This window comes from Paenibacillus agricola (genome assembly GCF_011440305.1).
Taxonomy (GTDB): Bacteria; Bacillota; Bacilli; order Paenibacillales; family NBRC-103111; genus Paenibacillus_S; species Paenibacillus_S agricola.
This window is the reverse complement of record NZ_JAAOIW010000005.1, coordinates 402134-415528: the sequence shown is the minus strand read 5'-3', so window position 1 is coordinate 415528 and position 13395 is coordinate 402134. Positions and strand designations below refer to the sequence as shown.

Sequence of the window (13395 nt, the reverse complement as noted above, 5' to 3'; positions counted from 1 at the left end):
TAGACTATTACTTTATGGCTCTATTTCGTAGTTTTAGGCAATATTTATGCACAATCAATCTATCCTCATATTTAAAAAAAAGGGATACTAATTAAGTAAGGTGATAATGAAAAAAATAAGTAATAAAAAAGGAGAAATTACAATGAAGGCTATGGTCATCACAAAATATGGCGGTCCTGAGGTTTTTACTGAGGTGGAATTCCCCGACCCGCACCCGGGTCCGGGGCAGATCAGCATCAAAGTTTCCCATTCCTCCGTCGGGTTAGTCGATGCATTCTTCCGGCGTGGAATGATTCCTATGCTCCAGCCGCCATTTGTTACCGGTTTGGAGGTTGCGGGTACTGTACAAGAATTAGGTGAAGGCGTAACTGATTTTCGGGTTGGCGAACCGGTCGTTACCCTATCGCTTATGAGTTTGGGTGGATACGCTACAGTCACATTAGCCGATGCCGCGCTGACTGTTTCCCTGGACGGGTTGAACGTTGATCCAGCGCAAGCTGTAGCTGCACTTCCTAACGCTGTCACAGCTTACTTGGCATTGACCCACATAGCTTATATTCGAGAGGGCGAAAGCGTATTGATCCATGGCGCGATTGGAGGCTTAGCTTCTGCGTTTCCTGCGGTTGCGCGTTTACTTGGAGCCTCCCGCATCGTCGGAACCGTTAGAACTTCGACGAAACTGGAAGCCGCGCGTGAATTGGCGTATGACGATGTTTTCGTGGCCGATAAATTCCCGACTGCGGTCGGCGATGAACGGTTTAACGTGGTCGTCGATCCTGTAGGTGGAGAAATTCTTACCTCCAGTTTTGAGGTAATGGCGCCGTTTGGTCGTGCGCTCCTTGTTGGTAACGCGAGTGAGCAGGTGGCTACTATAAGTAATAATATGTTGTGGAACAAGAACTTAGGGGTTCTCGGATTTTCGATTGGACCGTACTTACAAGCGAATCCGTCCTTTGGCCGCCCTGCAGCGCAAGCGGTCCTTGGAATCCTTGCCGAAGGAAAGCTTGATTTGCCCCTCACTATCCTCCCACTTACGGATGTAGCAGAAGCGCATCGACGCATGGATGCAAAAGAAGTCATAGGCCGAATCGTTCTTAGACCTTGAACAAAATAATTTCGTTGAATCTATGAGTCATTTATTGTCGAGAAAGCTCCCTGAGTTCAGAAGGCCGCTGAAAACGCTAGTTGGTTTTGTGATATACACATAAATTAACAAAGGCGAAGAAGTTGCTTCTGGTAATCCAAGGAGGCGTACTGGCTACCGCGATCCGGCAATAAATAGTGAAACGGATTTGTTTAACATGTATGGTTTGACTATTCGGTTTTGGCGCAACTAATCAAACAGATCAAAGATAGCCGCCATACTATGCTGTCAAACCAAACATGTTATTGATTAATTCAACTGCAGAGAGGACAGACGAATGATTGCATTCGTCTGTCCTCTCTTTATCATATACATAACTTCGATTTCGGCTGGCGGCACCCTTCGCACGTTCCCAATGGCAGCTTCACAACCGCCTATGGCAACTATCGATGCGCCTTCTTATTCACCAAACAAAAGACAGAATACTTCCAGGAAGCACACGCCCGGTTCTACGAGCATGTAGGTGGCGTGCTCCAATCCCTTGTCTATGACAACATGAAAGTCGCCGTCAAAAGCTTCGACATGACGAGCACGTCGGTGAATCGCGGGCTTTGGTTTTCCCCTAATGCCGCGGCTTCCTTTGGTAACATTCGGCCAGCCATACTTGGAACAGGGTTGATGTTGAGCCTGTCCAGCGTCATTTGAATTCAAGTCTTGAAATTCTACTCAAATTTCTTTTCTATACTTGGATGGATTCATGCCTTCTTGCTTATTAAATATGCGTGTGAAGTAGCCTGCATCCTCAAATCCGACTTGACCGGCAATCCAATCGATAGAGGCGTTATCTTTTTTTAATAGCAGCTTGGCTTGGTTTATTCGTGTCCTATTCTGAAAATCAGTGAGTGTCATCCCTGTTTCTTTCTTGAATTGTCTCGACAAATGCGCAGGATGCACAAGACATTGACCGGCCAGCTTCTTTAGATTCAATGGTTTGCTGAAGTAAACATGGATATGTTGCGCTGCCTTTTGCACCAATTGAGAATATCCGGAAATGGCACGATGGTTAACTAAACCACAATACTCATCATACATCACATCCAAGAGGGTATTAAGCGAATTAATACTATCGCAACGTTCAATTTGCTTGGAAAATTTTTCGGAGGTGTGATGAAGGAAAAACGGCTGAACCTTTCCTCTCGCTGCAGCCATGCGTAATAAGGTATTTAACACTATTAACATATTTTTCATCGCCCTAACCGGCTGATTGGGAAAACGCTCAGAAAAATCAAATAAATTTTTTGACTCAACCAGGAGATGCTTCAACTTTTTTTTATCCCCGTTTTCGACCGCGCTCATCAATTCTTTCTCTAGTTCATATCTCAATTCAATCACTTTAGTATCATTTTCGTCCGGCTGCGCCAAAATATATTGAATGTCGTTGGCATCTAATCGATCCCATATATGCTGCTGTGAGTTTAGTTTTCGATAAGGAGTCTGCCGAATGGAGCCTGCATGATCCAAGATATTAACGGCACTTTGAATTCTAGAATTGCTGAGCAGCTTTAAGCTACGTATAAACTCGCCCATAGCCATTTGTTTATTTTGTTCCGTACGGAATAGCGCATCGATTTTATCCATATCGGGGATCTGCATGAGAAAAGGGCCAATAACCCAAACATAGGGCTCCTCTTCAAACTCGACTAATTTTGATAAATAGGTCAGTCCAAATACATTCGTGTAGGTGCAGCATTGTGTGGGATCCTCCTTGGTTTGCCAGCTAATCCTTAAAAAGTCTTCTTGCTGCATCTGAAGTAAGAAATTTGGTATGGTGTCGTGGATATGCGCTATTTCTACAGAGCCATCTTGAGCCAATAGGACGGTATTGATATCAAATATATGGAAAATAGTTATACTTGTAGACGTCATTTGAAAATGCTTGATCATCACTTATCCAATCCTTTATATGTGATTATAGTCCTGAAAGAGCAATTTAAATCCTTCTCATATGTTCTGAATATGATTATACTCAATTAATAAGCAATTTCAAAACGAAAGAAGACAGCTATGCTGAATTACTTTTTAGTAAATGGAGGGGGACAATGAAACAACATGTCAGTCAAAACGCTATAGATTCAGTAAGTGCAAATATGGAAGTTAGAAAATTTGGATTCAGAGATAAACTTGGCTACTTGTTTGGTGATTTCGGGAATGATTTCTTTTTTGTTTTAGTAAGCTCCTTTTTAATGGTTTATTATACAGATATTTTTGGTATCAGTGCAGTTACTGTAGGGATTCTCTTTTTAGTTGCAAGATTATGGGATGCTGTTGCAGATGTAACGTGGGGTCGATTCCTTGATACGAGGAAGACGGGTAAACAAGGTAAATTTAAACCATGGATTTTCAGAATGTCAGTTCCACTCGTCATCTCTGGTATTTTAATGTTTGTGAAAATTCCAGGAATGTCAGATGGGTTTTATCTGGCCTATGCTTTTATAACCTACATCGTATGGGGAACTTTATATAGTACAGTCAATATATCTTATGGTTCCATGGCTTCTGTCATTACGGGCGATTCCGTTGAACGTACAGCTTTATCTACCTACAGAGCAATGGGTGGTTCGTTAGCCGCTGTGATCATTAATGTAGCTGGACCTTTAATTTTGTTTGTAAATAATAAGGCAGATGCAAGTCGGTTTACATTAGGAGCCATTCTTTTCGGTATTCTTTCGATATCTTGTTATATGGCATGTTATCGATTATCTACGGAACGTATTGTTATTCCTGAAGGTAAAGAGCAAAAATCCAATCTTGGTAAAACCTTAAAAGGACTTTTGAGAAACAAACCTCTCATTACTATTTTAGCCGCATCTCTCATTTTTATGATTTGCCAAATGCTGTTGGGTGCAGTAAACGTATATTTGTTTAAAGATTATTTCGGTAATGCAGCAGCACTAAGCATAGTTGGATTTATCCAAACCGGGACCGTATTTATTGCCATTCCACTAGCCAAACCTTTGGTAGCTAAATATGGAAAAAAAGAAATAGCATCAGTAGGTATGTTAGTTGCAGGTATCGTATATACGCTTTTATACTTCCTACCCGATTTAGCTGCTATCCCCTTTATAGCCATTTCAGCTGTTGGTATGTTTGGCTATGCATTTTTCAATTTAGTAGTCTGGGCTTTCGTCACAGACGTGATTGATTATCATGAATATTTAACAGGATTACGGGAAGATGGAACCGTTTACTCTATATATTCATTTTCACGTAAAGTAGGTCAAGCTCTTGCCGGTGGTATAGGTGGCTTTGCTTTGACGGCAGTTGGATATAATTCAACTCTCAAGGTACAAACGCAAGGTGCGTTAGACGGGATTCATACCATAGCTACCCTAGTACCTGGAATCATTTTTTTAGCCATCTTTATGATATTAGTATTCCTTTATCCATTAACTAAGCAGCGTTCTATGCAGCTTACTACGGATTTAGCTAATAAAAGGGAACAAAAATCTTGAACATATAGAGAGTGAGGGAGTTTAATAATGAAAAATGTGAAATTGGGAATCATCGGCCTGGGTGCTGAAGGCGGGTTGTATGCTGGGTTTTTAGCAGATGGAAAAGTTAACAATATGGTTATCGGGGCGATCTGTGACATAGACCCAGCCAAAAAAGAGTTGTGTGCAGAAAAGTATCCGGATATCCCGTTCTATGATAACTACATCGATATGCTTGAGGGTGGTGATGTTGACGCTATTGTGACTTGTGTACCCCATTACTTGCACCCGGAGATGGGAATCGAAGCGTTAAAGAGAGGCATACACGCTCTGGTGGAAAAACCGGCTGGTGTTTATACGAAACAGGTACAAGAGTTAAACGATTTTGCAGCAACAAAGCCTGAGTTGACCTTTGCCATTTTTTTCAATCAGAGAACGAACCCACTTTATCAAAAACTCAAAGAGTTGATCGATCAGGATGAAATTGGCGAGATTCGACGGACAAACTGGTTGATTACAACATGGTGGAGACCGCAGGGCTACTACGATCAAAGTGAGTGGAGGGCAACCTGGAGCGGCGAAGGCGGAGGTGTGCTTGTCAACCAAGCACCACATCAATTAGATTTGCTTCAGTGGATTTGCGGGATGCCGAAAAAGGTGTATGCCAACATGAAATTCGGCTACCAAAGAAAGATTAACGTTGAGGATGAAGTAACCGCCATGTTTGACTACGAGAATGGGGCGACAGGTGTATTTATTACTTGCACCCATGATGTGCTGGGTACGGATCGTTTTGAGATTTTAGGCGATAAGGGTAAAATCGTCGTAGATGACAGCAAGAAGATTACGATCAAACGACTGCTTACTCCCGAGCCTGAAATGAGTGCTTCAATGAGCATGCAGGATGTTATGAAAATTTTCATGGGCCAAAGCGCATCTGAAATCTACACGGAAGAAGTGCTTGAATTTGAAAGTGTATGGGGTGCTCAGCATATCGCAGTCTTGGAAAACTTCGCGGCCAATATTGTAGATGGCACACCTTTAATTGCTGCTGGCAGCGAGGGTATACATGGAGTCAGGCTGGCGAACGCCATCCATCTATCGAGCTTTTTGGGTAAACAAGTAGAGATTCCATTTGATGAAGAGCTTTACTTAGTCGAATTAAATAAAAAGATTGAAGAAGAAAAAAATGGAGGAATCTAAAATGAAAAAGGGCAAAATTGGCGTTCAAATGATGATGCTTAAAGGAAAAGTGGAACAAATTGGCGTTTATGAAACGATGAGAAAGATCAACGAGCTGGGCTACCACTGTGTAGAGGTATCCCAAATTCCAATGACGGCTGACAATGTGTCAGAGCTCAAGAGAGCCTCTGCTGATTTCGATATTAAAATCGCTTCACTTTCTGCAGCGGTGGAGCCCATGATGCCAGGTATGCCCGGCGAAACATTGTCTGCTGATTTCGATAAAATTGTTAATGACTGCAAAACCTTAGATTGCAATTTCCTGCGTATCGGCATGCTTCCTTTAACAATCATAGGCAATAAGGATAAAATCATGGAATTTGTAAAAAAAGCAGATGCACTAGCAGAGAAGCTAGCAGAGCATGGAATTGAATTATACTATCATAACCACCATATCGAGTTTCAAAAATATGAGGGCGAGTATCTCATGGATATCATCAAAAACAATACCTCTCATCTTGGCTTTGAGTTTGATATTCACTGGATTCAAAGAGGCGGTGAAAACCCGATCACATTTATTAAAAAATATGCAGGGCGTATCGCTTTACTGCATTTGAAAGACTACCGGATTGGACAGATCGATATGAGCGCATTAGCGGGAGGCTTTGATATGGGTAAATTCATGCAGGCTTTCACTAATGTTGTACAATTTGCCGAGGTTGGAGAAGGTAATCTTGATATTAAAGGCATTATTGAAGCAGCTTTGGAAAGTGGTTCGCAGTATTTCTTAGTAGAGCAAGATGATGTATACGGACGTGATCCTTTTGATTGCTTGAAAACGTCTGGGGACAACCTGAGAAAAATGGGTTATGCCGATTGGTTTTAAGAGTACAGGTTCATACGCCGTTAGTGTGATAATTTATCATGCTAACGGTGTTTTTTGTATGCTAGGCGCTGGATATCCAAGCCTAGCATTCAGATTGATCATTAATTGTTATAGATGCGGTTCATTCCCCACCTCAGAATAATTAGTGGATAGTAAGGAATAATATTACTGTTTCATAACAATTGATGCAGGTGATCGTGGCTAATGGATAAATCAATCGGTAAAATCAGCTTTTTTCAAGTCTGCATGATTTTCATGCTTATGAACGGACTCATGAGTCATGTAATCGTTAATCCGATGCTCCTCGATTCATCCGGTAGGGATGCCTGGATTTCTGTTTTATTGGCGGGACTGTTATTCCTTCCCTGGTGCGCTCTCCTTGTTTTGTTTATGAAGAGATCAGGACAGCAGAAGCTGCAGCCTTGGTTAGCTAGCAAGACCAATAACTTAGTATCTTGGATGATTATAGTTCCGCTCTGCTTGCAGTTGTTCCTGATCGGATGGTCTACTGTCCTGCATAGCGCAAGTTGGACAATTACCAATTACTTGCCAGGTACACCTAAATCGGCATTGGTTATTGTTTTATGCCTGGTTTGTCACTTTTACGCTATATCAGGCATACGGATGATAGCCATCAGTGCGGGTATTCTGCTTCCCGTTGTCATTATCCTCGGGTATTTTGTGTCCTTCTCCAATACCCCGCAGAAAGATTTTACGCTATTACAGCCGATTCTGGAGCATGGATGGCAGCCCGTTATACATGGCATGCTTTATGCAGGAGGCGGTTTTATCGAACTGGTGATGATTATGGCGGTCCAACATCATGTGAAATCGGGCGTTCGGGTGTGGAAATTCGTAATTCTAGCAGTAATTTTGGTGTACATTACGCTTGGTCCCATTATTGGCGCGATTACCGAGTTCGGTGCGGAAGAGGCGGCGAAACAGTCTGAATCTCCTTATGAACAATGGCGGTTGGTGAAATTGGGCACCAACGTCGAGCATGTCGATTTTTTATCCGAATTCCAATGGTTGTGCGGCGCGATTATTCGGATCAGCTTCGCACAATTTTTGCTGGGGGAATTATTGCCTTTTTCAAATTTAAGACAACGCAAACGGTTCATCCTTTTCGTTACAATCTGCTTTATGGCACTATCGATGCTTCCCATTGAAAAATATACGGCTTATTTATGGATGTATCGATTTTATTTACCAATCTCCTTTGTGGTGGCTTTGTTCATATCGGTAGTTTGCACCACGATTTCGTTGTTTTCGAAGAATTCCAAGGAGGAAGCAACATGAATGTGGCTGAGCTTGAACCAGTAGAAGGTTGGAACAAGCAGAAAATCAAGGCATTATTTCCTCACTCTGCGGATGTGCAAATTCAGAGCTTTCGATTTGAAGAAGGCAGCAGTACTGAAGTAACTCTCATCTATAGTGGAGGGTTATGCGACTCCTCACAGATTGGAAAAGTCATCCTTCCCGAGCTTGAAAGCTTGTATCAGCAAGACAAGTTCTGCGACTTGCAATTGGACTCCATTTACGTTCCCTTGCCATTAATACCAGTAGAAGCCAATGCCTCGTCGGAACAAATATCCGAATGGATCTTTCAAGGCGATCTCCTTCTGCTGTTCTCTCAAACGAATGTTATATTTAAAATGGACATAGCCCGCCGTCCAGATCGCACTCCCGAAGAATCGAGCACAGAGATTTCCATCCATGGACCAAAAGACGGATTTGTGGAGAATATCGCCATCAATGTGGCATTAATTCGCAAACGCATTCGCAGCCATTCCCTCTGTTATGAAACGTCTACGTTGGGAAGAAGAACAAGAACAAAGGTCGGCTTGTTATATATTCAAGATATCATTTCCCCCGAATTGTTGAATGAAGTCAAAAAAAGACTGAGCAAGATTGATGTCGACGGACTTCAAAGTATCAACCAGATCGAGGAGAAGATTACCGATTACAAGTACTCTTTGCTACCTTTATTTGATTATACCGGTCGGCCGGACAAGGCGGTCAGCAGTTTATTAGCCGGAAGGTTCGTCATTATCGTAGACGGGAACCCGATGGTGTTAATGGGTCCGGGCACCTTACTGCTCCTGCTAAAATCACCTGAGGATTTATATTTTAGTTTCGGGTATATTTCGTTTGCACGTTTGATTCGTGGACTCAGTTTCTTCTTATCCATTATAATGCCAGGTGCTTGGGTAGCACTCACGTCGTTTCATCCCGATCAGATTCCCTTTCGCTTAATGGCGACCGTTGCCTCGGCACGCATTGGACTTCCGTTTTCTGGACAAGTGGAATTGTTTATATTGCTGGTGTTGTTGGAGATCTTTAGAGAAGCCGGTCTTCGTCTTCCAAGCTCCATTGGTCAGACATTGACCGTTGTAGGCGGATTAGTTATTGGGGATGCGGCCATTCGAGCTGGGTTGAGTTCTCCAAGTGTTGTTGTTGTTGGCGCCATTGTAGCAGTGACAGGGTCAACGTTAGTCAGTCAATCTTTAAGCGGAGCCGTTAGCGTCCTTCGGTTCGCGTTATTTTTCATTTCTGCAGTTTTCGGGATGTATGGCTTAATCATTGGTCTCGTACTGCTTATTGGATATATGAGCAGTCTGCGCTCCTTCGGTGTTCCTTATATGTCACCCTTGTCTCCCCCGGTGTTTAAAGAGATGGCGAGAGCTGTCTTTCGGCTTCCTTGGAGCCAGTATAAAGAAAGACCTGATGAATTGCACACCATAGATTCGGACCGGCAAGGGGAAGATCCTCATGAAAGCAATAATTAAACTGTGTCTTGTATGGATCCTGATTGTAGTGGAGTCGGGCTGTTGGGATTCCAAAGCCATTCAAAATATGGCATATGTTACAGCGATTGGATTTGAATATAAGGATGAACATTTCATTACGTATGTGCAGGTTCTTAATTTTGTGAATGTGGCAAAAAGCGAACAAATGGAAATTGGCAAAAATGTGCCTGTATGGATTGGCAAAGGAGAGGGAGTGACGGTTGCTGAAGCCTTATCCTCAATTTATGCGACCTCACAATTAAGAATACACTGGGGGCATGTCAGAGCGATCATTTGCGATGAAGCCATACTAAAAGACAATAAAAAGTTGGCTCACGTCTATGATGCGTTAAATCGTTACCGTGAAATTCGATATAACATTTTAATATACGGTACGAAAGAAAGCTTCTCAGAAATCCTAGCACAAAAATCAATATTTAATCTTTCACCTCTAGATACCCTCATGGATTCACCTGAGGATATCAATGGCCAGAAATCCTCTTTTCCACCTCAGTTTGGGTACAAAATAATCGCCCAAGCAAACGAAAAAGGGAGAACCGTATTTCTTCCATCGATCTCCATCACGAAACAAGTATGGAAGGAAGATCAGAAGAAGAAACCTATGTTTATCATAGACGGAGCATACATTATAGAGGAAAAGCAATTGGCAGGTTGGTTTTCCGAAGAGGATCTCAAGGGAGTAAGATGGTTTCTTAAGCAAACGAAACGTGTCTTCGTTACTATTCCCGATCATATAAAACCGATAGGAACGTTAGTATTAACCAAGCCTGGTCACAGAATACAACCGTTAATTGAAAAAGATACATTACGCTTTAACCTATACGTAGAGGCTCGTGCGTATGTCGAAGGAATGGTCGAAAACGTCTCCGTAAAAACGATGGAAGAACAAGCGGCAAAGGTGGTTCGGGATGAAATCCTAACGACATACCACAAGGGGCTTTCTAAGCAGACAGACCTGTTAAATTTATTTGGAGAGGTATATAGAAATGATCCCAAAGTGTGGCAACGCTTAAAGGACGAAGGCCATTTGGTACTAAAAGAGGATACCCTAAATGAGATTGATGTCAAAGTAACAATTATGCACACCGGCAAATATAAAGGAAGGGTGCTTCCAGAAAATTAAGTTGTACGCACGTTCGACCCGGCTACCTTAATCCTGAAAGCAAATGCAAAAGGTACAACGGTGAACCAAACCGCTGCTTACGGATTAGATCCATTTAGTTTAAATGGCTATTACGGTACTGAATTGGAGTTAAGCCCGTTATCTTTTTAAAGAGACGGCAAAAGTAGGGAAAATTAGGTATTCCGACTAACGAACCGATATACTCTACAGAATTCGATTCTGTTTTTAATAACCAACAAGCTTGTCTTATTCTTCGAGCGATCACATATTCGGTGATGCTTCCCGCTGTTTCGGATTGGAATAGATGAGAAACATAATGCTTGGAAAGATGAAGTTCCTTGGCTAAGGCGCTCAGATCAAATGGTTCGGTGTAATGCTCCTCTACCCAATTCATAATTTTCTCAGTATGGCTCTCAGGACGTGCGACTCCACCAAAACCACCATTATGCAATGATTTAAGATAATCTAAAATGTTGAGAATCAACAAAGAAGCAGCTTCGAGATCTTCGTCCCCGTTCCACCCCGAAACCAAATCGTTAAAACGTTCAAGAACACCTAAGATATAAGTCATGTTGCGATCCATACGGAACACCTGAATGGATAGTTGTTCTTTCCATACCTGCTCAAAAAACCGAAACAGCACAGGAAAATTTTTAAGAAGAGGTTCAAAGCTGGAGGGTTCAAAGGTCAAAGTCGTGCGCTCATAAGGACATTGACTATTGGTTTCAAATTGAATACGGTGCAATTGGAAGGGTTGTAAAATTACTACACATCCTGATTCCAGATTATAAAGCTTGCGGTTGAGGGTCAGATTTCCTCTACCTCGATGGACAAATAATACCTCGATCCCTTTGTGATAATGGTAAAAAATAGGAGGTGTTTCTGTGGATACAATTCTATAACGAAGCTCTAATGCCTTGTTATTTAAAGCATGAAATATTTTAACGCTTTTATCCATATTGTTTGGGTGATCCAACGATTCTCTCCTCCAACAATCCTTTATTCAATAATAACAATTAAGTGATATTTTTAAAAGAAGAATATAACTTTTTGCTTTAAAAAAGGCTATGATTAACAATATTGATGCGAATTAATTATACGTTATTGTGAAGCAGGCGACTTTAAATTCGCACTAATATTTGATTGTTATGTGAATATAGATATAATTAAGATTGTAAGTTTAATTAATAAACTAACTTTATGAAAAGGGGAAGTTTCGAATGAATAAACCTATAAAGCCTAACGATCCTATTGTTACTCACATTTATACCGCCGACCCTTCGGCCCATGTATTTGAGGGGAAAATTTATATTTATCCTTCACATGATCTTGATCTGGATGGACCCTCCAACGATAATGGTGACCAATACGCAATGGAGGATTATCATGTTCTATCCATTGATAATTTTAAATCATCTTGCATAGACCATGGGGAAGCACTGCACCTAAAGGATATCCCGTGGGCTAAGCAACAATTATGGGCACCAGACGCTGCTTTAAAAAACAACACTTATTACCTCTTCTTTCCGGCAAAGGATCACGATCATATTTTCCGCATAGGGGTAGCTACCAGTCCATCTCCATCAGGACCCTTCACTCCCCAAGAAACATATATTCCAGGCAGCTTTAGTATTGATCCAGCTGTATTTGTTGATGAGAATGATAAGGCTTATATGGTTTTTGGCGGTCTTTGGGGAGGTCAGTTGGAGAAGTGGCAGAAGGGAACGTTTAATCCCGATGCTGCCGGCCCAGCTGCAACCGAACCTGCGCTTGGACCAAGAATTGCTGAATTGTCAGATGATATGCTTACTTTTAAAGAAATGCCTCAAGAAATATCGATTGTTGATGAAGATGGAAAGCCTATACTTGCCGGAGATGAGCAAAGGAGATATTTTGAAGGACCATGGATTCATAAATACAATGGCTATTATTATCTTTCCTATTCTACAGGTACAACCCATTGCCTTGTATACGCCATGAGCCAAAACCCGAAAGGCCCTTATGTCTTTAAAGGTACAATCCTTACTCCAGTAGTTGGTTGGACTACCCATCACTCCATTGTTCAATTCGAGGATAAATGGTATTTATTTTATCATGACAGCTCTTTATCAGGTGGCGTTAACCACAAACGCTGTGTAAAATATACCGAACTGACATTTAATGAAGATGGTACCATTCAAACGATAGATCCCTATAAATAATATCTAATGCAATGGCTTCCCCTGCGGAATGAAGTTGATGAGTCGTTGGTAACCCTATTATAAGTCTGGCCATAGCGTTTTTTATCCGCTGCGTCGTCATCAACCGTGCGGCGAGGAGTCCTATACATTGATTTTCCAAGAGGGAGCCCGCGGGTCCTCTTTTTTTCACATATAAGACCGATAAGCATGGACATTGGGATGCCTTTGTAGAGAAGCACAAAGCTCAACCTAGACCCCCTGTCATCAAAGAGGTCCAGAAATTTCGTGGCTGTGGCGACCCTAGAAACGGTTTTAAAATCGTGGTATGTGAAGGGTGATATCCGAAATACCGTACCGTTGTAAGGGGCGCTTCTGCACAACGTGTTCGTTGACGAAATGGAAGAGTGGAGCCGCATGTTGGTGGAGGATGTCTTTCAAGTGAAGAAGGAAAACTAACCGTATAAGAAGCGGGTTATGAATACAAGATTGAAGATAAGCTTGGGAATAAGAAGTAGGAGGCCGCCAAAGCATGAAAGAGGACATGGGTGTGGGGTGGAGGAGCGAAGCGTTTGCCTTTGAAGCTCGTGTTCCAACCGCTGGAAGCCAATAATTCAAGGAACACGAACTTCAACAGCGTCG

10 protein-coding genes and 2 pseudogenes are annotated in these 13395 nt (G+C 42.0%); 10 read left to right on the top strand and 2 right to left on the bottom strand.

Features of this window, described 5'->3' with window-relative positions; all coding sequences use genetic code 11:
* Positions 1-142 precede the first annotated feature (142 nt).
* Positions 143-1105: a quinone oxidoreductase family protein gene (locus G9U52_RS16875; RefSeq protein ID WP_166151575.1), complete on the top strand. Its 963-nt coding sequence runs from the start codon at positions 143-145 to the stop codon at positions 1103-1105.
* A gap of 361 nt (positions 1106-1466) precedes the next feature.
* A pseudogene (locus tag G9U52_RS42100) lies at positions 1467-1696 on the top strand (IS21 family transposase); the annotation flags it as partial.
* 114 nt (positions 1697-1810) lie between these two features.
* On the opposite strand, the gene G9U52_RS16865 reads toward G9U52_RS42100, so the two are convergent.
* Complete coding sequence (locus G9U52_RS16865) at positions 1811-3028, bottom strand: helix-turn-helix domain-containing protein (protein WP_166151573.1); 1218 nt, start codon at positions 3026-3028, stop codon at positions 1811-1813.
* A 155-nt stretch (positions 3029-3183) separates the two neighbouring features.
* On the opposite strand from G9U52_RS16865, the gene G9U52_RS16860 reads away from it, so the two are divergent.
* The 6 genes from G9U52_RS16860 (at position 3184) to G9U52_RS16835 (ending at position 10576) form a co-directional block, all read left to right on the top strand.
* Positions 3184-4596 carry an MFS transporter gene (locus tag G9U52_RS16860; protein ID WP_166151571.1) on the top strand — a complete coding sequence of 471 codons (1413 nt, stop codon included), beginning with the start codon at positions 3184-3186 and terminating at the stop codon, positions 4594-4596.
* A 27-nt stretch (positions 4597-4623) separates the two neighbouring features.
* On the top strand, positions 4624-5778 hold the full coding sequence (locus G9U52_RS16855; protein ID WP_207953022.1) for a Gfo/Idh/MocA family protein: 1155 nt from the start codon (positions 4624-4626) through the stop codon (positions 5776-5778).
* A gap of 1 nt (position 5779) precedes the next feature.
* Positions 5780-6643: a sugar phosphate isomerase/epimerase family protein gene (locus tag G9U52_RS16850; RefSeq protein ID WP_166151569.1), complete on the top strand. Its 864-nt coding sequence runs from the start codon at positions 5780-5782 to the stop codon at positions 6641-6643.
* A gap of 204 nt (positions 6644-6847) precedes the next feature.
* Positions 6848-7942 carry an endospore germination permease gene (locus G9U52_RS16845; RefSeq protein ID WP_166151567.1) on the top strand — a complete coding sequence of 365 codons (1095 nt, stop codon included), beginning with the start codon at positions 6848-6850 and terminating at the stop codon, positions 7940-7942.
* Positions 7939-9432, top strand: a complete 1494-nt coding sequence (locus G9U52_RS16840; protein ID WP_166151565.1) for a spore germination protein — start codon at positions 7939-7941, stop codon at positions 9430-9432. The genes G9U52_RS16845 and G9U52_RS16840 overlap by 4 nt, the downstream gene beginning before the upstream one ends.
* Entirely contained in the window at positions 9416-10576 is a 1161-nt protein-coding gene (locus G9U52_RS16835; RefSeq protein WP_166151563.1) for a Ger(x)C family spore germination protein, read from the top strand. Before G9U52_RS16840 ends, G9U52_RS16835 begins: the two co-directional genes overlap by 17 nt.
* Positions 10577-10670: 94 nt before the next feature.
* On the opposite strand, the gene G9U52_RS16830 is transcribed toward G9U52_RS16835, so the two are convergent.
* Positions 10671-11552, bottom strand: coding sequence for an AraC family transcriptional regulator (locus tag G9U52_RS16830; protein WP_166151561.1), 882 nt, complete (start codon positions 11550-11552; stop codon positions 10671-10673).
* Positions 11553-11796: 244 nt separating this feature from the next.
* Here G9U52_RS16830 and G9U52_RS16825 point away from each other — a divergent pair, with 244 nt between their 5' ends.
* Positions 11797-12777, top strand: a complete 981-nt coding sequence (locus tag G9U52_RS16825) for a glycoside hydrolase family 43 protein (RefSeq protein WP_166151559.1) — start codon at positions 11797-11799, stop codon at positions 12775-12777.
* Positions 12778-12956: 179 nt separating this feature from the next.
* Positions 12957-13197, top strand: a pseudogene (locus G9U52_RS42095) (transposase zinc-binding domain-containing protein); the annotation flags it as partial.
* Positions 13198-13395 lie beyond the last annotated feature (198 nt).

Coding starts and splice junctions, on each gene's coding strand:
- G9U52_RS16875 (WP_166151575.1), top strand. CDS start 143: ATGAAGGCTATGGTCATCACAAAATATGGCGGTCCTGAGGTTTTTACT.
- G9U52_RS16865 (WP_166151573.1), bottom strand. CDS start 3,028: ATGATCAAGCATTTTCAAATGACGTCTACAAGTATAACTATTTTCCAT.
- G9U52_RS16860 (WP_166151571.1), top strand. CDS start 3,184: ATGAAACAACATGTCAGTCAAAACGCTATAGATTCAGTAAGTGCAAAT.
- G9U52_RS16855 (WP_207953022.1), top strand. CDS start 4,624: ATGAAAAATGTGAAATTGGGAATCATCGGCCTGGGTGCTGAAGGCGGG.
- G9U52_RS16850 (WP_166151569.1), top strand. CDS start 5,780: ATGAAAAAGGGCAAAATTGGCGTTCAAATGATGATGCTTAAAGGAAAA.
- G9U52_RS16845 (WP_166151567.1), top strand. CDS start 6,848: ATGGATAAATCAATCGGTAAAATCAGCTTTTTTCAAGTCTGCATGATT.
- G9U52_RS16840 (WP_166151565.1), top strand. CDS start 7,939: ATGAATGTGGCTGAGCTTGAACCAGTAGAAGGTTGGAACAAGCAGAAA.
- G9U52_RS16835 (WP_166151563.1), top strand. CDS start 9,416: ATGAAAGCAATAATTAAACTGTGTCTTGTATGGATCCTGATTGTAGTG.
- G9U52_RS16825 (WP_166151559.1), top strand. CDS start 11,797: ATGAATAAACCTATAAAGCCTAACGATCCTATTGTTACTCACATTTAT.